Annotated in this window: 16 protein-coding genes; 5 read left to right on the top strand and 11 right to left on the bottom strand. The window is 65.6% G+C overall.

Going from position 1 to position 21,599, the window contains the following annotated elements; all coding sequences use genetic code 11:
* Positions 1 to 28 precede the first annotated feature (28 nt).
* Positions 29 to 1,522 carry a leucyl aminopeptidase gene (locus tag KBW95_RS18035; protein WP_211526500.1) on the top strand — a complete coding sequence of 498 codons (1,494 nt, stop codon included), beginning with the start codon at positions 29 to 31 and terminating at the stop codon, positions 1,520 to 1,522.
* A gap of 233 nt (positions 1,523 to 1,755) precedes the next feature.
* Here the strand turns inward: KBW95_RS18035 and KBW95_RS18030 are convergent, their stop codons facing one another.
* The 3 genes from KBW95_RS18030 to KBW95_RS18020 all read right to left on the bottom strand — a co-directional run bounded on the left by KBW95_RS18030 (position 1,756) and on the right by KBW95_RS18020 (position 2,842).
* A complete protein-coding gene (locus KBW95_RS18030) occupies positions 1,756 to 2,214 on the bottom strand; it encodes a hypothetical protein (protein WP_211528946.1) in 459 nt (152 codons plus the stop codon).
* A gap of 86 nt (positions 2,215 to 2,300) precedes the next feature.
* A complete protein-coding gene (locus KBW95_RS18025; RefSeq protein WP_211528945.1) occupies positions 2,301 to 2,489 on the bottom strand; it encodes a DUF1653 domain-containing protein in 189 nt (62 codons plus the stop codon).
* The gene (locus KBW95_RS18020; protein WP_211526350.1) at positions 2,489 to 2,842 is read right to left on the bottom strand and encodes a hypothetical protein; all 354 of its coding nucleotides are present in this window, start codon (positions 2,840 to 2,842) and stop codon (positions 2,489 to 2,491) included. Before KBW95_RS18020 ends, KBW95_RS18025 begins: the two co-directional genes overlap by 1 nt.
* Before the next feature lie 706 nt (positions 2,843 to 3,548).
* Here KBW95_RS18020 and xth point away from each other — a divergent pair.
* The gene (gene xth, locus KBW95_RS18015) at positions 3,549 to 4,316 is read left to right on the top strand and encodes an exodeoxyribonuclease III (protein WP_211526351.1); all 768 of its coding nucleotides are present in this window, start codon (positions 3,549 to 3,551) and stop codon (positions 4,314 to 4,316) included.
* A gap of 12 nt (positions 4,317 to 4,328) precedes the next feature.
* Here the strand turns inward: xth and KBW95_RS18010 are convergent, their stop codons facing one another.
* The 7 genes from KBW95_RS18010 to KBW95_RS17980 all read right to left on the bottom strand — a co-directional run bounded on the left by KBW95_RS18010 (position 4,329) and on the right by KBW95_RS17980 (position 15,327).
* Positions 4,329 to 6,926 (bottom strand): EAL domain-containing protein, encoded by a 2,598-nt coding sequence (locus tag KBW95_RS18010; protein ID WP_211528944.1) that lies wholly within the window; start codon positions 6,924 to 6,926, stop codon positions 4,329 to 4,331.
* 136 nt (positions 6,927 to 7,062) lie between these two features.
* Positions 7,063 to 8,253 carry a 2-methylaconitate cis-trans isomerase PrpF gene (gene prpF / locus KBW95_RS18005; protein ID WP_211526353.1) on the bottom strand — a complete coding sequence of 397 codons (1,191 nt, stop codon included), beginning with the start codon at positions 8,251 to 8,253 and terminating at the stop codon, positions 7,063 to 7,065.
* A gap of 49 nt (positions 8,254 to 8,302) precedes the next feature.
* A complete protein-coding gene (gene acnD, locus KBW95_RS18000) occupies positions 8,303 to 10,909 on the bottom strand; it encodes a Fe/S-dependent 2-methylisocitrate dehydratase AcnD (protein ID WP_211526354.1) in 2,607 nt (868 codons plus the stop codon).
* Between the two features lie 141 nt (positions 10,910 to 11,050).
* Positions 11,051 to 12,214 carry a 2-methylcitrate synthase gene (gene prpC, locus KBW95_RS17995; RefSeq protein ID WP_211526355.1) on the bottom strand — a complete coding sequence of 388 codons (1,164 nt, stop codon included), beginning with the start codon at positions 12,212 to 12,214 and terminating at the stop codon, positions 11,051 to 11,053.
* Positions 12,215 to 12,233: 19 nt separating this feature from the next.
* Positions 12,234 to 13,124: a methylisocitrate lyase gene (gene prpB, locus KBW95_RS17990; RefSeq protein WP_211526356.1), complete on the bottom strand. Its 891-nt coding sequence runs from the start codon at positions 13,122 to 13,124 to the stop codon at positions 12,234 to 12,236.
* Positions 13,125 to 13,339: 215 nt separating this feature from the next.
* Positions 13,340 to 15,001: a cation acetate symporter gene (locus tag KBW95_RS17985; protein WP_211526357.1), complete on the bottom strand. Its 1,662-nt coding sequence runs from the start codon at positions 14,999 to 15,001 to the stop codon at positions 13,340 to 13,342.
* Positions 14,998 to 15,327, bottom strand: coding sequence for a DUF485 domain-containing protein (locus tag KBW95_RS17980; RefSeq protein WP_211528943.1), 330 nt, complete (start codon positions 15,325 to 15,327; stop codon positions 14,998 to 15,000). The genes KBW95_RS17985 and KBW95_RS17980 overlap by 4 nt, the downstream gene beginning before the upstream one ends.
* Positions 15,328 to 15,468: 141 nt before the next feature.
* Here KBW95_RS17980 and prpR point away from each other — a divergent pair, with 141 nt between their 5' ends.
* The 3 genes from prpR (at position 15,469) to KBW95_RS17965 (ending at position 19,922) form a co-directional block, all read left to right on the top strand.
* A complete protein-coding gene (gene prpR, locus KBW95_RS17975; protein ID WP_211528942.1) occupies positions 15,469 to 17,082 on the top strand; it encodes a propionate catabolism operon regulatory protein PrpR in 1,614 nt (537 codons plus the stop codon).
* Between the two features lie 300 nt (positions 17,083 to 17,382).
* Positions 17,383 to 18,762: a pyridoxal-phosphate dependent enzyme gene (locus KBW95_RS17970; protein ID WP_211526360.1), complete on the top strand. Its 1,380-nt coding sequence runs from the start codon at positions 17,383 to 17,385 to the stop codon at positions 18,760 to 18,762.
* A complete protein-coding gene (locus KBW95_RS17965) occupies positions 18,759 to 19,922 on the top strand; it encodes a PLP-dependent aspartate aminotransferase family protein (RefSeq protein WP_211528941.1) in 1,164 nt (387 codons plus the stop codon). Before KBW95_RS17970 ends, KBW95_RS17965 begins: the two co-directional genes overlap by 4 nt.
* A gap of 67 nt (positions 19,923 to 19,989) precedes the next feature.
* Here the strand turns inward: KBW95_RS17965 and KBW95_RS17960 are convergent, their stop codons facing one another.
* A complete protein-coding gene (locus tag KBW95_RS17960; RefSeq protein ID WP_211526362.1) occupies positions 19,990 to 21,567 on the bottom strand; it encodes a methyl-accepting chemotaxis protein in 1,578 nt (525 codons plus the stop codon).
* Between the last annotated feature and the right edge of the window lie 32 nt (positions 21,568 to 21,599).

Here is a 21,599-nt window from a genome sequence, read left to right as displayed (position 1 = left end):
CGCGCCGCGAAAATACATGGAGAATCAAATGGACTTTAGCATAAAAGCATTCGACACCAAGAACACCCTGGCCGCTGCGAAAACCGGCTGCGTGGCAGTGGCGGTGTTCGAAAACAAGAAGCTGTCGTCGGCCGCGCAAGCCCTCGACGTCAATGGTGACATCAGTGCCGCGCTCAAGTCCGGCGACATCAGCGGCAAGGCCGGCACCACCCTGCTGCTGCGCGGCGTGGCCGGCGTGGCCGCGGCGCGCGTGCTGCTGGTGGGCATGGGCTCGAACGACGCCATCACCGAGAAGAGCTTCGGCAGCGCCGTCAGCGCCGCGCTCAAGGTGTTCGGCACCCTGGGCAGCCAGGATGCCATTATCGCATTCCCGATGGCGGATGTGAAAGACCGCGACATCAATTGGGCCGTGCGTTCGCTGGTGATCGCCGCCAACGAAGCCGAATTCCGTACCGATTCCCAGAAGAGCAAGAAGGATCCCCTGCCTGCCGGCGTGCGCAAGCTGACCATCGCGGCCGCCGAAGCCAACCAGCTCAAGGGCGTGCTGGCGCAATCGATCGCGATCGCCAACGGCATGAACCTGACCAAGGAACTGGGCAACCTGTCGCCGAACGTCTGCACCCCGACCTACCTGGCCGACACCGCGCGCCAGCTGGCCGGCGAATTCGGCTTCCAGATCGAAGTACTGGAGCGCAAGCAGCTCGAAGCGCTGAAGATGGGCAGCTTCCTGTCGGTGGCCAAGGGCAGCGACGAAGCGCCGAAGTTCATCGTCCTCAAGCACAACGGCGGCAAGAAGAACGATGCGCCGGTGGTCCTGGTCGGCAAGGGCATCACCTTCGACACCGGCGGCATTTCGCTCAAGCCGGGCCCGAACATGGACGAGATGAAGTACGACATGTGCGGCGCCGGCTCGGTGCTTGGCACCTTCCGCGCCATCGGCGAGATGGGCCTGAAGCTGAACGTGATCGGCATCGTGGCGGCCTGCGAGAACATGCCGTCGGGCCGCGCTTCCAAGCCGGGCGACATCGTGACCGCGATGAGCGGCACCACCATCGAGATCCTGAATACCGACGCCGAAGGCCGCCTGATCCTGTGCGACGCCCTCACCTACGCCGAGCGCTTCAAGCCGGCCGCCGTGGTCGACATCGCGACCCTGACCGGCGCCTGCATCGTGGCCCTGGGCCACCACACCAGCGGCCTGTTCACCCGCCACGACGACGCGCACGACGCGCTGGCCGAAGAACTGCTGGACGCCGGCAAGCAGGCCGGCGACGTCGCATGGCGCTTCCCGCTGGGCGAGAACTACAACGAGCAGCTGAAGTCGAACTTCGCGGACCTGGCCAACATCGGCACCCCGGGCGCGGCCTCGATCACCGCGGCCTGCTTCCTGGAGAACTTTACCCGCAAGTACACCTGGGCGCACCTGGACATCGCCGGCACCGCCTGGAAATCGGGCGCGAACAAGGGCGCGACCGGCCGTCCGGTGCCGCTGCTGACGACCTTCCTGATGAACCGCGTGTGAGGGGCTTGCCTGTGAAAGCTTCTTTCACGGGCGGCGCTTCGGTGAAATAATATTTCACGAATGAAAACAGCCCCGCTTGCGGGGCTGTTTCTTTTGGGGCTGCGGCCTTGCGGGCACACTTGGGTTCCGGCCTTGGCCGGAACGACGGTTATGGGCTTGCCACTTACGTTTGAGTCGTCGTTCCGGCGAAGGCCGGAACCCAAGTTGTTCAGCATACCGAAACGCCTATTCCCTCAGAAAATGCCAGCCTCAACGGGACGCTCCCCCGCCTCCTCGTCCTTCGCCGCCGCCGGCTGCATGAGCACCGTCAGCACCTGCGGATACGCATACCCCGCCCCCGAATGCTTGTCCACGAAATACCCCAGCCCCGCACTGATCACGACATTGCCCATCAGGCTGGTCGTATCGGCCCGTGACTGCACGACCTCGGCCGCACTCCCCTTGCCTTCCTTCTTGCAGCTGACGGTGAGCGGTTTCGAACTCCGCATCACGGTCACCCGCCCTGGCGCGATGACATACCAGCGCCCCATGTCGTTGCTCAACAGGCAGCCGACACCGGCGACTTCGCGATGGTCGAGGATGGTATGCAGCTCGAGCTGCTGCTGGGGAGACTCGGACAGGGTCGCGCAGCCGCCCAGCAGGGCGAATGCGGCGGCGGCGGCGATGGTGGCCGGGCGGAGATGGTCGAACATGGTGGTTTGCCTCATTCCCCCTTAACGGCAGAATGACGCGCAAACTGTAGTCCCGCCGCGATCAAGGCGCGATCGGGCGAAACGGGTCAGGCGAGCGGCGCGAAGCGCGGCACCGCCGCGCCGTCGACCTCGACGGTCTCGAAGAACGCCGCCCTGGGACGCACCCACACCTGCCCGTCCTGGCCGCGATAGACCATGACGGGGGTGTGATCCGCATCCAGCACGGCCTCCGTGACCAGCTCGTAGATGCCGCCCTTGTAGTGGCGGTAGCGCATCAGGCCTTTTCTGCCAGCGCCTTCTGCTTCTTCTTCAGGCCCTGGATGACCTTCAGCACGCCTTCCATGCCGGCGGCTTCGTCGAGCTCGCTGAAGGCGTCCAGCACTTCGTTCAGCACGCGGTTGCGCACTGCCGCCTCGTCCTGGCCGATCGCGATCGGCTTCGACTCCGGCGCGGCCGGGGCGAACTTCGACGGGGTCTCGGCAGCCGCCTTGGCGCCATGCGCCAGTGCAGCCTGCCAGATCACCCAGCGGCGTTGGGTTTCATAAACGAGGTATTCCTCGGGCTTGTCTTCCCGGCGGCGAACGATGTGGCCTTCGCGCTGGGCCCATGCTTCAAAAGCATTGCGCATTTCAGTCCTTTTCAAATCTGCGTTCGGGTTAATCACTATCGAAATGTCTTCCAAATAGCACCACCGCACCACTACGGCACGACTGCTGCCGCGCACAAGCTTGGCAGCCGAACACGCTTCTTACAATCTACAAATGGTACAACTTAAGTTGCCCTAACGCAACTTATTTATTCCCATGTTGCAACATCGTTAAATGCTACATTTTCCCTTTTAGCGTTTAACGAACGTCTTTATATCCCGAACCTCCCGAAGAAGCAACTTCTTTTATTATTCTATTAATTTATTGCTTTCCGGTGTGTTGTATTTTGCATAATATTACTGAAAAACCATACATATTACACATGCTGCATAAGTAAGGGACTGCCTTCTTGCCCCTGTGCAGCCCGCTAGTATAACGCCCTGCCGGATCGGCTGCGTTCAATCGTCCATTCTCCAGTGTGACAGCCGGATGTCCGGCCAATCACCCGATTGCCTACTAAGCATATAGCGTGCCTTAAAAACAACTTCCACCAAAACAAAGGCTTAGCGTATCCCACGACAAGGAGTGGTGCTCCCGTGTAAGAAAATTCGACATCCGGTCACCGCACGCCTGTTCTTTCCTGTTGTTGAACCCGCCGCCCACGGCCCGGCATCGGCAGCGTATACTCTCGGCTTCCGCTGTGCAGAGTGATTGCACGAGGCTCCAACCCACCATAGAACACATTTGATGAAAATCGCCACCTGGAACGTCAACTCCCTGAAAGTCCGCCTGCCTCACCTGCTGCAATGGCTGCAAGCCAACCCGGTCGACGTCCTCTGCATCCAGGAGACAAAACTCACGGACGACAAGTTCCCGCTGGCCGAGATCAACGAAGCCGGCTACCAGGTGGCCTACACGGGCCAGAAGACCTACAACGGCGTGGCCATCCTCTCGAAGCTGCCGATCGAGGACGTGGTGAAGAACAATCCGCGCTTCGAGGACGAGCAGCAGCGCCTGCTGGCCGCCACCATAGGCGGCGTGCGCTTCATCTGCGCCTATGTGCCGAACGGCCAGGAAGTCGGTTCGGACAAGTATGTCTACAAGCTGGCGTGGTTCAAGGCGCTGCAGGAATGGGTGGCGGCCGAGATGCGCGCCCACGAGCAGTTCGCGATCCTGGGCGACTACAACATCGCACCGGACGCGCGCGACGTGCACGACCCGGCCGAGTGGGAAGGCCGCATCCACTTCTCCCTGCCGGAACGGGGCGCGCTGCAGGAACTGATGGGTTTGGGATTGTCGGACGCCTTCCGCCTGTTCGAGCAGCCGGAAAAGCAGTACAGCTGGTGGGACTACCGCCAGCTGGCCTTCCGCCGCAACCGCGGACTGCGCATCGACCACATCCTGCTGTCGGAAAAGCTGGCCAGGCGCTGCACCGCCTGCGTCATCGACCGCGAACCGCGCAAGTGGGAGCAGCCGTCGGACCACACGCCGGTGGTCGCGACGATCGGGGATTGATGGACTGTTGAATCAGCCGACCAGGAAGGCCCCCACCTGGCCGGCCGGCAGCGGCCGCGCGAACAGGTAGCCCTGGGCGAACTGGCAGCCGAAGGAGCGCAGCAGCGCATACTGCGACTCCGTCTCCACGCCCTCCGCCACCACCGACAGCTGCAGGCTGTTCGCCAGCGCCATCACCGCCGCCACGATGGCGCGGTCTTCGGCGCTCGCATCGAGCTCGCGCACGAAGGCGCGGTCGATCTTGATCTTCCTGACCGGGAAGCGCTTCAGGTAGGCCAGGCTCGAATAGCCGGTGCCGAAGTCGTCGATGGACAGCGACATGCCCATCGCGTTGATCTGGCGTAGGATCTCCAGGGTCTGGCCGCCATGCTGCATCAGGGCGGTCTCGGTGATCTCCAGCTCCACCAGGCGCGGATCGATGCCGGTATCGCCGACGATGCGCCGGATCGCCTCCACCAGCCCGTGATGCATGAACTGGCGCGCCGACAGGTTGATCGCCAGCGGCACCACGTCGAGCCCCTCGCGCTCCCACTGCATCAGCTGGGCGCAGGCGCTGCGGATCACCCACTCGCCCACCGGCACGATCATGCCGCTCTCTTCCAGGATGGGAATGAATTCGTCCGGACCCACCAGGGCCTGGCCGTCCCGGCGCCAGCGCAGCAGCACTTCCAGCGCGTGCGGACGGCGCGTGGCCGCGCACATGATGGGCTGGTAGTGCAGCTCGAACTCCTCGCGCACCAAGGCGCCGCGCAGGCTCGATTCCAGCTCGAAGTGGCGCGCCGCGGCCTGGTTCATGCGCTGGGTGAAGAACTGGTAGTTGTTGCGGCCCGCGCCCTTGGCGTGGTACATCGCCGCGTCCGCGTGGCGCATCAGGGTCTCGACATCGCTGCCGTCGTCCGGATACACGCAGATGCCGATCGAGGGCGAGATATGCAGGCTGCGCCCCTCGAAGGGGAAAGGCGATGACAGTGCCTCGATGATCTTGTCACCCACCAGGCGGCACTCCTCGCCTTCCGCGATCTCCGGCAGCAGCACCACGAATTCGTCGCCGCCCAGGCGGGCCACGGTGTCGCTCGCGCGGACGGCCACCACCAGGCGCTTGGCGACCTCGCGCAGCAGGTGGTCGCCGGTCAGGTGGCCGAGCGAATCGTTGATGTTCTTGAAGCGGTCCAGGTCGATGAACATCAGGGCCAGCTTGCGCCCCGTGCGCTGGGCGCCGCGGATCGTGCAATCGAGCCGGTCCGACAGCAGCGCGCGGTTGGGCAGCCCGGTCAGGCTGTCGTGATAGGCCATGTGGTGCACGCGCGCCTCGGCCTGGCGCCGCTCCACGATCTCTTCCTGCAGCAGCGCGTTGGCGCCCGCCAGTTCGGCGGTGCGCTCGGCCACGCGCACTTCGAGCTCGTCGCGCGCGCGCCGGATGGCGTCGGCCGCCTCGCGCTGGGCGGTGACGTCGTCGACCAGCCACACGCTGCGCCCGCGCCGCTGCGAGGCGTCGAAGGGCCGGCCGGACAGGCGCGCCCAGAAGCGGCTGCCGTCGCGCCGCACCAGCTGGTGCTCGGCCATGTGCACGCGGCCGGCCGCGAAATCGGGCGCCGCCAGCGCGCGCGCCGCCTGCCAGCTGGCGTCGTCGGGGTACAGGGCGCGCACGGTCTGGCCGTCCACCTCCCCCGCCGCCGCGCCGAACAGTTCTTCCATCTTGCGGTTGCAATGCAGGGTGCGGCCGTTCTCGACCACCGCGATGCCCAGCACCGCGTTGTCGAGGATGGCGCGGTTTTCCATCAGGGCGTCGCGCAGCGACTGCTCGTCCTGCTTTTCGCGGGTGCGGTCTTCCAGCATCCAGATCGTGCCCTGGTCCGGATCGTGGTGGTTGACCTGGTAGCCGATCAGCTGCACCCAGATCGGCGCGCCGTCCTTGCGCACCATGGTGGTCTCGGCGCGGAAGGAGCGGCCGGCGGCCAGCGGCGGATAGGCGCGTTCGCCCATTTCAAGGAAGGCTTCCTCGTCCGGGTACAGCAGGCGGGTCGCCTGGCCGAGAGCTTCGGCCTCGGTATAGCCGAACATGACCGTGAAGGCCGGATTGCAGCGGCGGATCACGCGGTCGCGGGTGAACATGATGCCGACCGAGGCATTGCTCATGATCGCCTGGACTTCCTTCATGGCCTGGCGCGACCCGGTGACGTCTTCGACGATCCAGATCGTGCCCGCCTCGCGGATGCGCGGATCCACCGCCCTGCCGCGCAGGCGCGCCCAGAACAGGCTGCCGTCTCGGCGGCGGAAAGGCTGCTCGCTGCGTTCGAACAGCTGGCCGGCGGCCAGCACCGTGTAGGCTTCGGCGGTCAGCTCCTGGTAGGCATCCGTCGAGGCGAACAGCTGCACCGGCTTCAGGGCCAGCAGCTCCTCCTGGCTGTAGCCGAGCATCTCGCAGATGCGCGGGTTGAAGGACTTGATCTGCCCGGGGAGCGTGAACACGATCCCGACCGGCGCATTCTCAAGGATGGCGCGCTGCTCGAGGACCAGGTGGCACAGGTCGGCCGCCTCCTGGGAAGGCTGCTCATGCGCGCAAGGGTTCGCTGTGCCGGCGAACGAATCGGGGGTCGGAAATCGGTCCATCAATGCTTGCTGGTGGGTCCGTTGGTCGGAATTGTTGCAACCTGGCAATCATAAACCAGAAATGCTGCCAACTCTACAACCATAAAGCGACAAAGGGGAAGCACCTACGTGCTTCCCCTGACGGAGGTGTTGCGATTTAGAAACTGTCGCCGGGAACCCGCACCCAGCCTTCCATCAGCACGCGTGCGCTGCGGCTCATGATGGCCTTGCTGACGCTCCACTGGCCATTGGCCTCGACCGCCTCGGCGCCGACGCGCAGGGTGCCCGACGGATGACCGAAGCGCACCGCGTTGCGGGTGCCGCCGCCGGCCGCCAGGTTGACCAGGGTGCCGGGAATGGCGGCCGCGGTGCCGATGGCGACGGCCGCGGTGCCCATCATGGCGTGGTGCAGCTTGCCCATCGAGAGCGCGCGCACCAGCAGGTCGATGTCGCCCGCCGCCACCTGCTTGCCGCTGGACGCGACGTAGTCGGCCGGCTTGGCCACGAAGGCGATCTTGGGCGTGTGCTGGCGCTTGGCGGCGTCCTCGATGCTCCCGATCAGGCCCATGCGCAGCGCGCCGTGGGCGCGGATGGTCTCGAACATCGCCAGCGCGCGCGGGTCGCCGTTGATGGCTTCCTGCAGTTCCGTGCCGGTGTAGCCGATGGCGTCCGCGTTGACGAAGATGGTCGGGATGCCGGCGTTGATCATGGTGGCCTTGAGCGTGCCGACGCCGGGCACTTCCAGCTCGTCGACCAGGTTCCCGGTCGGGAACATGGCGCCGCCGGCGCCCTCTTCTTCCGCCGCCGGGTCCATGAACTCCAGCTGCACTTCGGCGGCCGGGAAGGTCACGCCGTCGAGTTCGAAGTCGCCGGTCTCCTGGACCTGGCCGCCCGTCATCGGGACGTGGGCGACGATGGTCTTGGCGATGTTGGCCTGCCAGATGCGCACCACGGCGACGCCGTCCTGCGGCAGGCGCTCGGGGTCGACCAGGCCGCTGCTGATCGCGAAGGAACCGACCGCCGAGGACAGGTTGCCGCAGTTGCCGCTCCAGTCGACGAAAGGCTTGTCGATCGAAACCTGGCCGAACAGGTAGTCGACATCGTGGCCGGGGTGGCTGCTCTTCGAGACGATCACGGTCTTGCTAGTGCTCGAGGTGGCGCCGCCCATGCCGTCGATCTGCTTGCCGTAGGGGTCGGGGCTGCCGATCACGCGCAGCAGGAGGGCATCGCGCGCCGCGCCGGGCACGCGCGCCGCTTCGGGCAGGTCGTCCAGGCGGAAGAACACGCCTTTGCTGGTGCCGCCACGCATGTAGGTGGCGGGAATCTTGATTTGGGGAGTATGAGGCATGATGTGTCCGATATGACAGGAAGGGCGGCCGCGCCGCCCTCCCCGCTGGTTACGCCGCGGCTTTCGATGCCGACGATTCCAGGAAGTCCTGCGCGAAGCGCTGCAGCACGCCGCCCGCCTCGTAGATCGCCACTTCCTCGGCGGTGTCGAGACGGCAGGTCACCGGCACTTCCAGCTTTTCGCCGTTCTTACGATGGATGACCAAGGTCAGGTCGGTGCGCGGGGTGCGCGCGCCCACCACGTCGAAGCTTTCGGTGCCGTCGATGCCCAGAGTCAGGCGGTTGACGCCCGGCTTGAACTCCAGCGGCAGCACGCCCATGCCCACCAGGTTGGTGCGATGGATGCGCTCGAAGCCTTCCGCCACGATGGCTTCCACGCCCGCCAGGCGCACGCCCTTGGCCGCCCAGTCGCGCGAGGAGCCCTGGCCGTAGTCGGCGCCGGCGATCACGATCAGCGGCTGCTTGCGTTCCATGTAGGTCTCGATGGCTTCCCACATGCGGGTCACCTGGCCTTCCGGCTCGATGCGCGCCAGCGAACCGGCTTTCACGTTGCCCATCGCATCAACCACCATCTCGTTCTTGAGGGTCGGATTGGCGAAGGTCGCGCGCTGCGCGGTCAGGTGGTCGCCGCGGTGGGTCGCGTAGGAGTTGAAGTCCTCTTCCGGCAGGCCCATCTTGGCCAGGTATTCGCCGGCAGCGGAATCAAGCAGGATCGCATTCGACGGCGACAGGTGGTCGGTGGTGATGTTATCGCCCAGGACCGCCAGCGGGCGCATACCCGCCAGGGTGCGCTCGCCTGCCAGCGCACCTTCCCAGTACGGCGGACGGCGGATGTAGGTGCTCATCTCGCGCCAGTCGTACAGCGGGCTGACCTTGGCGCCATCGTCCGCGACGCGCGCGAACATCGGCGTGTAGACCTTGCGGAACTGCTCCGGCTTGACGCTGGCGTCGACCACCGCGTCGATCTCGGCATCCGACGGCCACAGATCGGCCAGGCGGACTTCCTTGCCGTTCGCGTCCACGCCCAGCACATCCTTCTCGATGTCGAAGCGGATGGTGCCGGCGATCGCATAGGCCACCACCAGCGCCGGCGACGCCAGGAAGGCCTGCTTGGCATACGGGTGGATGCGGCCGTCGAAGTTGCGGTTGCCCGACAGGACGGCGGTCGCGTACAGGTCGCGCTCGATGATCTCCTGCTGGATGGCCGGATCCAGCGCGCCGCTCATGCCGTTGCAGGTGGTACAGGCGAAGCCGACCACGCCGAAGCCCAGCTTTTCCAGTTCCGGCATCAGGCCCGCTTCTTCCAGGTACAGGGCCACGGCCTTCGATCCCGGCGCCAGCGAGCTCTTGACCCAGGATTTGCGGGTCAGGCCAGCACGGTTGGCGTTACGCGCCAGCAGGCCGGCGGCGATCATGTTGCGCGGGTTGTTGGTGTTGGTGCAGCTGGTGATGGCGGCGATGATCACCGCGCCATCCGGCATCAGGCCTGGCTCGTTCTCCACTTTGCCGGCGATGCCGCGCTCGGCCAGCTCGGAGGTCGGGACGCGCTTGTGCGGGTTCGACGGGCCGGCGATGTTGCGCACCACGGTCGACAGGTCGAAGGACAGCACGCGCTCGTATTGCGCGTTCTTGAGGCTGTCGGCCCACAAGCCGGTTTCCTTGGCATAGGCCTCGACCAGCTTCACGGTCTCTTCCTCGCGGCCGGTGAGGCGCAGGTACTTGATGGTCTGCTCGTCGATGTAGAACATCGCGGCGGTGGCGCCGAATTCCGGGGCCATGTTCGAGATGGTGGCGCGGTCGCCCAGCGTGAGCGCGGAGGCGCCTTCGCCGTAGAACTCGAGGTAGGCCGAGACGACCTTGGACTTGCGCAGGAACTCGGTCAGCGCCAGCACGATGTCGGTGGCGGTGATGCCCGGCTGCGGTTTGCCGGTCAGCTCGACGCCAACGATGTCCGGCAGGCGCATCCAGGAGGCGCGGCCCAGCATGACGCTTTCGGCTTCCAGGCCGCCCACGCCGATGGCGATCACGCCCAGGGCGTCGACCATCGGGGTGTGGGAGTCGGTGCCGACCAGGGTGTCCGGATAGGCGACGCCGTCCTGGGTCTGGATCACCGGGGACATGCGCTCGAGGTTGATCTGGTGCAGGATGCCGTTACCCGGCGGGATCACGTCGACGTTCTGGAAGGCCTTCTTGGTCCACTCGATGAAGTGGAAGCGGTCTTCGTTGCGGCGGTCCTCGATGGCGCGGTTCTTGGCGAAGGCATCGGGATCGAAGCCGCCGCATTCGACGGCCAGCGAGTGGTCGACCACCAGCTGGGTCGGGACCACCGGGTTGACCAGGGCCGGATCGCCGCCCTGGCTGGCGATGGCGTCGCGCAGGCCGGCCAGGTCGACCAGGGCGGTCTGGCCCAGGATGTCGTGGCAGACCACGCGGGCCGGGAACCAGGGGAAGTCGAGGTCGCGCTTGCGTTCGATGATCTGTTTCAGCGAGTCGGTCAGGGTGACCGGGTCGCAGCGGCGAACCAGGTTCTCGGCCAGGACGCGCGAGGTGTACGGCAAGGTAGCGTAGGCGCCGGGCTGGATGGTGTCGACGGCGGTGCGGGTGTCGAAGTAGTCCAGGGAGGTGCCGGGAAGAGGTTTGCGATGGTTCGTATTCATGGCGGTATGAGACCTAAGTGTTAGCCTTAATACCGTCATCCCGGCGAAGGCCGGGATCCAAGTTTATGTGCGTAGCCAATCACGCAAACTTGGGTTCCGGCCTTCGCCGGAACGACGGTTCGGGGGCTGGTGGTGCTTTCTTTACTTGCGCTCTTCAATCGGCACGAACTTCAGATCCTCAGGACCCACATAGTTCGCGCTCGGACGAATGATCTTGTTGTCGATACGCTGCTCGATGATATGCGCCGCCCAGCCGGAGGTGCGCGAAATCACGAACAGCGGCGTGAACATGGCCGTCGGCACGCCCATCATGTGGTAAGACACGGCCGAGAACCAGTCCAGGTTCGGGAACATCTTCTTGACTTCCCACATCACCGACTCCAGGCGCTCGGCGATGTCGAACATCTTCATCGAACCGGCCGACTGAGACAAGGTGCGCGCCACTTCCTTGATCACCTTGTTGCGCGGGTCGCTGATGGTGTACACAGGATGGCCGAAGCCGATCACGACTTCCTTGTTCGCCACGCGGTTGCGGATGTCCGCTTCCGCCTCGTCGGCGTTCTCGTAGCGCTTCTGGATGTCCAGCGCCACTTCGTTCGCGCCGCCGTGCTTCGGGCCGCGCAGCGCGCCGATCGCGCCGGTGACGGCCGAGTAGATGTCCGAACCGGTGCCGGCGATGACGCGGCTGGTGAAGGTCGAGGCGTTGAACTCGTGTTCCGCGTACAGGATCAGCGACACGTGCATCGCCTTGACCCACTCTCCCGACGGCTTCACGCCGTGCAGCAGGTGCAGGAAGTGGCCGCCGATCGAGTCGTCGTCGGTTTCCACCTCGATGCGCTTGCCGTTGTGGCTGTAGTGGTACCAGTACAGCAGGATCGAGCCGAAGGACGCCATCAGGCGGTCGGCGATGTCGCGCGCGCCGGCGATGTTGTGGTCTTCCTTCTCAGGCAGCACGCAGCCCAGCACCGAGGCGCCGGTACGCATCACGTCCATCGGATGGGCGCCGGCCGGCAGCGCTTCCAGCGCGCTCTTGACGGCTTGCGGCAGGCCGCGCAGCGACTTCAGCTTGGCCTTGTAGCCCTTCAGTTCCGCGAGGGTCGGCAGCTTGCCGTGCACCAGCAGGTAGGCGATCTCTTCGAACTCGCAGCGGTCGGCCACGTCCAGGATGTCGTAGCCGCGGTAGTGCAGGTCGTTGCCGGTCTTGCCGACCGAGCACAGCGCGGTGTTGCCTGCGGCGACGCCCGACAGGGCGACGGATTTCTTCGGCTTGAACGCCGGGGTATCGTTGTTCTGCGTAGTGGTCATGCGTGAATCTCCTGGATGATTATTTTGCTTTATTGGCGGCGAACAGGGCGTCCAGCTTCTGCTCGTAGCTGTGGTAATCGATGCGGTCGTACAGTTCGGCGCGGGTCTGCATGGTGTCGATCACGTTCTTCTGGGTGCCGTCGCGGCGGATCGCGTTGTAGACGTTCTCGGCCGCCTTGTTCATTGCGCGGAAAGCCGACAGCGGGTACAGCACCAGGCCGACGTTGGCGCTGGCCAGCTCGTCGACGGTGAACAGCGGGGTCGAACCGAATTCGGTGATGTTGGCCAGCACCGGCACCTTGACGGCGTCGGCGAACTGCTTGTACATCTCGAGGCTGGTCATGGCTTCCGGGAAGATCATGTCGGCGCCGGCTTCGACGCATGCCACGGCACGCTCGATGGCGGCGTCCAGGCCTTCCACGGCCAGCGCGTCGGTGCGGGCCATGATCACGAAATTCTCGTCGGTACGCGCATCGGCCGCAGCCTTGACGCGGTCGACCATCTCGCCCTGGCTGACGATCTCCTTGCCCGGACGGTGGCCGCAACGCTTGGCGCCGACCTGGTCTTCGATGTGGCAGGCGGCCGCGCCGGCCTTGATCAGCGAGCGCACGGTGCGGGCCACGTTGAAGGCCGAGGCGCCGAAGCCGGTGTCGATGTCGACCAGCAGCGGCACGTCGCACACGTCGGTGATGCGGCGCACGTCGATCAGGACGTCTTCCAGGCCCGAGATGCCCAGGTCGGGCAGGCCCAGCGAACCCGCGGCCACGCCGCCGCCCGACAGGTAGATCGCGCGGTAGCCGGCGCGCTTGGCCAGCAGTGCGTGGTTGGCGTTGATCGCGCCGATGACCTGCAGCGGGGATTCTTCCTGGACGGCCTTGCGGAAGGCGGCGCCTGCGGAGTATTGGCTCATGCTTAGTCCTTTCTGATGCGTTTGAGAGTGTCGGGCTTTCTTAATGCAAACGGCGTGCCACCCTGCCCGCCCTAGTATTTTCAAGGACTTGCAACACCGTTTCAGGCGAAGATGTTTCAGTAACGTTTCATTATGAAACATGTGCAAACAAAATGAAACGCCAGCAGGCATAAAAAAACCCCGCCGCAGCGGGGTTCAAACGGAAGCTTGATCGCTCAGTGGGCTGCGGCAGCCGCTGCGCCGATACCGGTTTCGGAACGCACTTCCTGCGCCTCGAAGCCAGCCTTGTCGATCGCGGCGCGCGGGCTCTTGTCGGTGACCGAGAAGAACCAGATGCCGAAGAAGCCCACCGCCATCGAGAAGATCGCCGGCGAGGTGTAGGGGAAGATCGGCGCGGCATTGCCGAACACGTCGACCCATACCGACTTCGACACGATGGTCAGCACGACCGCCGTGGCCAGGCCCAGGAAACCGCCCACGGTGGCGCCGCGGGTGGTGCAGTCCTTCCACAGCACCGACATGAACAGCACCGGGAAGTTGGCCGAAGCGGCGATGGCGAAGGCCAGCGACACCATGAAGGCCACGTTCTGCTTTTCGAATGCGATCCCCAGCAGCACGGCGATGACGCCCAGTGCGATGGTGGTGATCTTCGAGACCTTCAGTTCGTCCGCGCTATTGGCCTTGCCCTTCTTGAACACGGTGGCGTACAGGTCGTGCGACACGGCCGAGGCGCCGGACAGGGTCAGGCCGGCCACCACCGCCAGGATGGTCGCGAAGGCCACGGCCGAGATGAAGCCCAGGAAGACGTCGCCGCCCACGGCCTTGGCCAGGTGGACCGCCGCCATGTTGTTACCACCCAGGAGCTTGCCGGCTGCATCCTTGAACTCGGCGTTGGTGCCGACCAGGACGATCGCGCCGAAGCCGATGATGAAGGTCAGGATGTAGAAGTAGCCGATCCAGGTGGTGGCCCACAGCACCGACTTGCGCGCCTCTTTCGCGCTCGGGACGGTGAAGAAGCGCATCAGGATGTGCGGCAGGCCGGCGGTGCCGAACATCAGCGCCATGCCGAAGGAGATGGCCGAGATCGGGTCCTTGATGAAGCTTCCCGGGCCCATGATGGAATCGCCCTTGGCGTGCACTTCGGTCGCGGTGGCGAACAGTCTTTCAGGGCTGAAGTTGTACTGCGCCAGCACCGAGAAGGCCATGAAGGACGCGCCCGACAGCAGCAGCACGGCCTTGATGATCTGCACCCAGGTGGTGGCGGTCATGCCGCCGAACAGCACGTAGACCATCATCAGGATGCCGACCAGGACCACGGCGATCCAGTATTCCAGGCCGAACAGCAGCTTGATGAGCTGGCCGGCGCCGACCATCTGCGCGATCAGGTAGAACGCGACCACGACCAGCGTGCCCGATGCCGCGAACACGCGGATGGGCTTCTGGTGGAAGCGGTAGGCGGCCACGTCGGCGAAGGTGTAGCGGCCCAGGTTGCGCAGGCGCTCGGCCATCAGGAAGGTGATGACGGGCCAGCCGACCAGGAAGCCGATGGCGTAGATCAGGCCATCGAAGCCGTCCAGGAACACGGCGGCGGAGATGCCCAGGAAGGACGCGGCGGACATGAAGTCGCCCGCGATCGCCAGGCCGTTCTGGAAGCCGGAAATGCCGCCGCCCGCGGTGTAGAAGTCGGAAGCGGAACGGGTCTTGGCCGCGGCCCACTTGGTGATGAACAGGGTCAGGACCACGAAGATCGCGAACATGCTGATCGCGGTCCAGTTGGTGGCCTGCTTGGTGGCCTGGCCGAGGTCGGGCGCGGCCATTGCGGCGCCGGCGGCGCCCAGCAGCGCGAGCGCCGCAGCGGTACGGATCATGGGCTTCATGCGACCACCTTCTCTTTCGGCTGCGCGACGCGTGCCTTGATGGCGTCGGTCAGTTCGTCGTATTGGCTATTGGCGCGGCGCACGTAGATGCCCGTGATGACGACGGTGAAGAGGATGACGAACAGGCCCAGCGGAATGCCCCAGGTCATCACGCCTTCTCCAATGCGCGTGCCCATGAATTCCTTGTTGAAAGCGACCAGGACAGTGAAGCCGTAGTACACGATCATCATTGCCCAGGTGAGGGTCCAGCCGAAACGCGAACGGGTCGCGACCAGCTTGCGGTAGTTGGGGTCGTTCTTGACCCGCTGTACAACGTCTTGGTCCATCTTGTGTCTCCTATTTTGTCATGCCTGTGCGGTGCATACCTTGCAGGTTGAGAGCCATCCTACGGCGACCCCCTTACCTCATTCTTACGCTTGCTTACGCCTATCTGACAGCCTCGCCTCGAAATGCTCTACACTTCGGGCATGAGCTATTCCACCCGCAGCCCCGCGGACGGCGGCGACAAGCCCGTCATCTGGACGGTATCGGTTTCGCGCCTCTCCGACCTGTTCCGCGACATCACCCTCGAGTACGATCACCTGGCTTCGATCGAGCCGCTGCATCTCGGTTTCGACGAAGCGGCAAAGCACATCCGCGAACGCATGGCGACCGAGCGCTGCGACGTCGTCATCGCGGCGGGATCGAACGCGGCCTATCTCAGGGGACGGGTGTCGGTGCCTGTGGTGGTGGCCAAGGCCAGCGGCTTCGATGTGATGCAGGCGCTGGTGCGGGCGCGGCGCGTGTCCTCGCGCATCGGCGTGATCAGCTACCAGCTGCCCTTGCCGGAGCTGGCCGAGTTCGCGTCGACCTTCGGCGTCGATATCGCCCAGCGCACCTACGTCACCGAAGAGGATGCGCGCGCCAGCATCAACGAACTGAAAGCTGCCGGCGTCGAGGTGATCGTCGGCGCGGGATTGATTACCGACCTGGCCGAGGAGGCGGGGCTGACCGGCGTGTTTCTGTACTCGGCGGCCTCGATCCGCCAGGCCTTCGACGACGCGCTGGAGCTGGCGCGCCTGACCATGCTGGAAGCGAACCGCGGCCGCCGTACGGCCGCCAGCGACACGCGGCGTGCGCGGCGTGGGCTCAACGATTTACGCGGGGATTCGGCCGCCATGGAAAGGCTGCGCCAGACCGTGGTGCTGTATGCACGCTCGCCGGCGACGGTGCTGATCCAGGGCGAGACAGGCAGCGGCAAGGAGCTGGTGGCGCAGGCGATCCACCGCGAAGGACCGCGCCGCGCCGGGCGGCCTTTCGTGGCGGTGAACTGCGGCGCCATCGCGGAATCGCTGCTGGAATCGGAACTCTTCGGCCACGAGGAAGGCGCGTTCACGGGCGCGCGCCGGGGCGGCCATGCGGGCCTGTTCGAGGCGGCCAATGGCGGCACCCTGTTCCTGGACGAGATCGGCGAGATGCCGCTCGTCTTGCAGACGCGCTTGCTGCGCGTGCTGGAAGAGCGCGAGGTGATGCGCGTGGGCGGCACGCGGCCGGTGCCGATCGACGTCCGCGTGATCAGCGCGACCCACTGCGACCTGGAAGCACGCGTGCGCGAGGGGCGCTTCCGGGCCGACCTGTTCTATCGCCTGGCTGTGCTGCGTTTGAGTTTGCCGCCGCTGCGCGAACGCGTGGAGGACATTGCGCCGCTGGCGGAATGGTCGCTCAAGAATGCGCTGGCGGCGCTGGATGCGCGGCCGCATCCGAATCTGCATGCGGAGATCAATGCGTGCGCGCCGCTGCTGGAGGCCTACGACTGGCCGGGGAATGTGCGCGAGCTGCGCAACCTGGCGGAGCGCCTGGCCCTGTTTTTGGCGGCGGAGCCCTTGCAGGCCCTGACGCCGAGCTTCCTGCTGTCGGTGGCGCCGGAGCTGGCGCGGCGCGAGGCTGCAGCTGCGCAGGCGATCCAGGTGCCTGCCGCCGAGCCGTCGGCGGAGACGATTGCCGAGGTCCTGGCCCGCTTCGGCGGCCAGCGCGACCTGGCGGCCCGCCACCTGGGCATCAGCCGCACGACCTTGTGGCGGCGGCTGAAATCACAAACCTGATCCATCCCCTCGCCGCCTACCAACGTCGTCCCGGCGAAGGCCGGGACCCAAGTTTGCGTGCGTTACCCCTACGTGTGACCTCGGTTGCTACGGAACGAACTTGGGTCCCGGCCTCCGCCGGGACGACGTTGTTCGGGGCTGCGTGACCCTCCAGCGTCGCGCCTTAACAAAAGTTTAACTAACTCCAACACCACAGCCCCAAAAAAGCCGTATTATGTTTCTTTACTATGGCCCGGCGTCCACCCAGCGCCGGCTCGTCGTAACACGGCGTCCCACGAGGCCCAGCTCATTGGAGGCACTATGCAACATGCGTCGCAAGCTGCACTGTTTTCATTGATTGGCGATACCCCGCTGGTGGAAGTGACCCGCATCGATACCGGTCCCTGCCAGCTGTTCCTGAAACTCGAATCGCAAAACCCCGGTGGCTCGATCAAGGACCGCATCGGCAAGGCCATGATCGAAAAGGCCGAGCATGACGGCCACCTCCAGCCCGGCGGTACGGTGGTCGAGGCGACTGCCGGCAATACCGGCCTGGGCCTGGCCCTGGTGGCGCGCATCAAGGGCTATCGCGTAGTGCTGGTCGTCCCCGACAAGATGGCGGCCGAGAAGATCCTGCACCTGAAGGCGCTCGGCGCCGAGATCCACCTGACCCGCTCCGACGTCGGCAAGGGCCATCCGGAGTACTACCAGGACTACGCCGCCCGCCTGGCCAAGGAAATCCCCGGCGCCTGGTTCGCCGACCAGTTCAACAACCCGGCCAATCCCTGGGCCCACGAACACTTCACCGGTCCGGAAATCTGGGACCAGACCAACCACAAGCTGGACGCCATCGTCGTCGGCGTCGGCTCGTCGGGCACCCTCACCGGCCTGTCGCACTACTTCAAGAAGACCCAGCCGCACCTGGAATTCATCCTGGCCGACCCCAAGGGTTCGATCCTGGCGGAGTACGTCAACACGGGCCACCTGTCGAAAGATGCCGGCTCCTGGGCCGTGGAAGGCATCGGCGAGGACTTCATTCCCGGCATCGCCGACCTGTCGCGCGTGACCAAGGCCTACACCATTCCCGACGAGGAAAGCTTCAACACCGCGCGCCTGCTGCTCCAGCAGGAAGGCATCCTGGGCGGCTCGTCCACCGGCACCTTGCTCGCCGCTGCGCTGCGCTACTGCCGCGAACAAACCCGGCCCAAGCGCGTCGTCACCTTCGTGTGCGACACCGGCACCCGCTACCTGACCAAGGTCTACAGCGACGGCTGGATGGTCGACCAGGGCCTGCTCGCCCGTCCCAAGCTGGGCGACCTGCGCGACCTGATCGGCCGCCGCTACGACGCCGGCGAAGTGGTGACGGTGTCGCCCACCGATACCCTGCTGACCGCCTTCAACCGCATGCGCTCGAGCGACCTGCAGCAGCTGCCGGTGATCGACAACGAAGGCCGGCTGGCGGGCCTGATCGACGAATCCGACCTGCTGCACCACGTGACCACCGAACCGGGCCGCTTCGGCGCGCCGGTGTCGAGCACCATGACGGCCCAGCTGCAGACCTTGCATCCGGCTGCCAGCATGCAGCAGCTGCGCGAAGTGCTCGACCGCGGCCTGACCGCCGTGATCACGGACGGCCCCAGCTTCTACGGGCTGATCACGCGCTTCGACCTGCTGAATCATTTGAGAAGGACGCTTTCATGACCGAATCCAGGAAACACATCGCCACCCGCGTCATCCACGGCGGCCAGGCGCCGGAGCCGAGCACCGGCGCCGTGATGCCGCCGATCTTCGCGACCTCCACCTTCCGCCAGGAGAGCCCGGGCGTGCACAAGGGCCTGGACTACGGCCGCTCGCACAACCCGACGCGCTGGGCGCTGGAGCGCTGCGTGGCCGACATCGAAGGCGGCAGCGCGGCATTTGCCTTCGCTTCCGGCCTGGCGGCGATCGCGGCGGTCCTGGAGCTGCTGCCCGCTGGTTCGCACATCGTCGCGGGCGACGACATGTACGGCGGCACCTACCGCCTGTTCGAGCGCGTGCGCCGCGACAGCGCCGGGCACAGCTTCACTTATGTCGACCTGGCCGATCCGGACGCACTGGCCGCCTCCTTGCGTCCCGAAACGAAGATGGTGTGGGTGGAGACGCCCACCAACCCCATGCTCAAGCTGGCCGACCTGCACGCCATCGCTTCGCTGTGCAAGGCACGCGGCATCCTGACCGTGTGCGACAACACCTTCGCCAGCCCCATCGTCCAGCGCCCGCTGGAGTGCGGCATCGACATCGTGGTGCACTCGACCACGAAGTACATGAACGGCCACTCGGACGTGATCGGCGGAGTGGCCATCGTTGGCGACAATCCCCAGCATGCCGAGCGGCTGGGCTTCATCCAGAACGCGGTGGGCGCGATCCAGGGGCCGTTCGACAGCTTCCTGGTGCTACGCGGGATCAAGACCCTGGCCTTGCGCGTGGAGCGCAGCAGCGCCAACGCGCTGGCCCTCGCGCAGTGGCTGGAACGCGAGCCGAAGGTGCGCAAGGTGCACTATCCGGGGCTGGAGTCGCATCCCCAGCATGCGCTGGCGAGGCGGCAGATGAACGGGTTCGGGGGGATCGTGTCGATCGACCTGGATACCGACCTGGCGGGGGCACGGCGCTTCCTGGAACGCTGCGAGGTATTCACCCTGGCCGAGAGCCTGGGCGGGGTGGAGAGCCTGATCGAGCATCCGGCCTTGATGACGCATGCGAGCATTCCAGCGGAACGCAGGGAGGAGCTGGGGATTGGGGATGGCTTGATTCGGCTATCTGTCGGGATCGAGCATCTCGACGATCAGCGCGAAGACCTGCAGCGCGCCCTGGCCGCCATTTAGCACCACTAGCTCCGTCGTTCCGGCGAAGGCCGGAACGACGTGCTAGCGGTGAGGACTGACGGAGGACTTAAAACATGGCCAGCTCGCGCCTTCCGCTCTCAGCCCGTACCTTGAACGTCCCCACCAGCTCCGACAACTCCGCCGCCTGCTGCCGCATCGACGCCGCCGCAGCCGCAGCCTGTTCCACCATCGCCGCATTCTGCTGCGTCGACAAGTCCATCTCCGCAATCGCCCTGCTCACCTGCTCCACGCCGCTCGCCTGCCCTGCGCTGGCCTCGTGAATCGCCCCGAGGATCCCGGCCACGTCCTGCACGTGCTGCAGCACCGCCCGCATCGTCGACCCGGCCGCTTCCGCGATCCCGGTCCCGGCCTCGATCTCCCCCGCCGATTCCCCGATCAGCTGCTTGATCTCCTTTGCCGCTCCAGCGCTGTGCTGCGCCAGGTTGCGCACCTCCGCCGCCACCACCGCAAAGCCGCGCCCTTCCGTCCCGGCACGCGCCGCCTCGACCGCCGCGTTGAGCGCCAGGATGTTGGTCTGGAAGGCGATGCTGTCGATCATGCCCGTGATGTCCACGATGCGGTCCGCCGACGCCCTGATCGCGGCCATGCGCGTCACCAGCTGCTCGACCGCCTTGGCGCCTTCGATGGCCACCGTGGACGCATTCTGCGCCAGCGCATTCGCCTGCCGCGCACTGGCGTTGTTCTGCACGATCGCGCTGCCGAGGGCGTCCATCGCCCCCACCGTTTCGCGCAGCGCGTCGGCCTGGCGCTCGGTGCGCTGCGACAGGTCCTGGTTGCCGTGGGCGATCTCGCTGGAGGCCGAATCGATGGCCTGCGCGCCCTGCAGGACCTGCGACACGGTCGAAGACACGCCGTGGGTCATGCCGTTGAGCGCATCGAACAGGCGGCCGATCTCGTCGCGGCGCGCATGGCGAATCACCGGGCGCAGGTCACCGTGGGCCACCTGCTCGGCCAAAGTCACAGCCTGCTGCAGCGGCCCGACGATGTTGCGGGTCAGGGTCCAGGCCAGTGCGGCGCCCATCGCCAGCGCGCCCAGGCCCAGCATCAGGAGCAGCGCCTTGCTGAAACTGGAAGCGGCGGCCGACTCGTCGGCCAGGCGGTGCGCTTCGGCGGTCTCGAAGGCCAGCAGGGTTTCCAGCGCGGCGATGTGGGCCTTGTAGGTTTGTTCCCAGCGGCCGGTGACCACCTCCTCAACGACCTGGGTCTGGCCGAACTCCTTGGCGCGGAACAGCTCCGTCTGGATCGTGGCCAGCGCGGCCTTGTGCTTGGCGGCTTCCTGCACCAGCGTGCGTTCGCGGTCGAGGGCCGGCAGCTTGCCGAGCTTGTTCTCGATGGCGGCCGCACCCTTCCGGCCTTCGGCCAGCTGGGCCTGGAAATAGTCGGCCAGCTCCAGGCTGTCGCTACGGGCGATCGAGATGGTGCGCGAGCCGTTCAGGCGCTCGATGCCGAGCAGGTCCGAGACGAGCTGCTGCTTGGCGAGTTTGTCTTCCACCAGGTCGGCCGTCAGCGTGTCCGACGCCTGCATGCGCCACAGGGCGACGGCGGAAATAAGGAGGATGAGGAGAGAAACGATACCGAAGGAACCCAGGAGCTTGGTGCCGGTCTGGAGCTTTGCGAGTCGCATTGCAAGTACGGATAGTTGTGAGTACTTGCAGT

This window comes from Massilia sp. ZL223, assembly GCF_018119395.1.
In the GTDB taxonomy this organism is placed as follows: domain Bacteria; phylum Pseudomonadota; class Gammaproteobacteria; order Burkholderiales; family Burkholderiaceae_D; genus Telluria.
Note: the sequence above shows the minus strand (reverse complement) of the source record. Positions and strands in the feature narration are given on the sequence as shown.

Coding starts and splice junctions, on each gene's coding strand:
- KBW95_RS18035 (WP_211526500.1), top strand. CDS start 29: ATGGACTTTAGCATAAAAGCATTCGACACCAAGAACACCCTGGCCGCT.
- KBW95_RS18030 (WP_211528946.1), bottom strand. CDS start 2,214: ATGTTCGACCATCTCCGCCCGGCCACCATCGCCGCCGCCGCCGCATTC.
- KBW95_RS18025 (WP_211528945.1), bottom strand. CDS start 2,489: ATGCGCTACCGCCACTACAAGGGCGGCATCTACGAGCTGGTCACGGAG.
- KBW95_RS18020 (WP_211526350.1), bottom strand. CDS start 2,842: ATGCGCAATGCTTTTGAAGCATGGGCCCAGCGCGAAGGCCACATCGTT.
- xth (WP_211526351.1), top strand. CDS start 3,549: ATGAAAATCGCCACCTGGAACGTCAACTCCCTGAAAGTCCGCCTGCCT.
- KBW95_RS18010 (WP_211528944.1), bottom strand. CDS start 6,926: ATGGACCGATTTCCGACCCCCGATTCGTTCGCCGGCACAGCGAACCCT.
- prpF (WP_211526353.1), bottom strand. CDS start 8,253: ATGCCTCATACTCCCCAAATCAAGATTCCCGCCACCTACATGCGTGGC.
- acnD (WP_211526354.1), bottom strand. CDS start 10,909: ATGAATACGAACCATCGCAAACCTCTTCCCGGCACCTCCCTGGACTAC.
- prpC (WP_211526355.1), bottom strand. CDS start 12,214: ATGACCACTACGCAGAACAACGATACCCCGGCGTTCAAGCCGAAGAAA.
- prpB (WP_211526356.1), bottom strand. CDS start 13,124: ATGAGCCAATACTCCGCAGGCGCCGCCTTCCGCAAGGCCGTCCAGGAA.
- KBW95_RS17985 (WP_211526357.1), bottom strand. CDS start 15,001: ATGAAGCCCATGATCCGTACCGCTGCGGCGCTCGCGCTGCTGGGCGCC.
- KBW95_RS17980 (WP_211528943.1), bottom strand. CDS start 15,327: ATGGACCAAGACGTTGTACAGCGGGTCAAGAACGACCCCAACTACCGC.
- prpR (WP_211528942.1), top strand. CDS start 15,469: ATGAGCTATTCCACCCGCAGCCCCGCGGACGGCGGCGACAAGCCCGTC.
- KBW95_RS17970 (WP_211526360.1), top strand. CDS start 17,383: ATGCAACATGCGTCGCAAGCTGCACTGTTTTCATTGATTGGCGATACC.
- KBW95_RS17965 (WP_211528941.1), top strand. CDS start 18,759: ATGACCGAATCCAGGAAACACATCGCCACCCGCGTCATCCACGGCGGC.
- KBW95_RS17960 (WP_211526362.1), bottom strand. CDS start 21,567: ATGCGACTCGCAAAGCTCCAGACCGGCACCAAGCTCCTGGGTTCCTTC.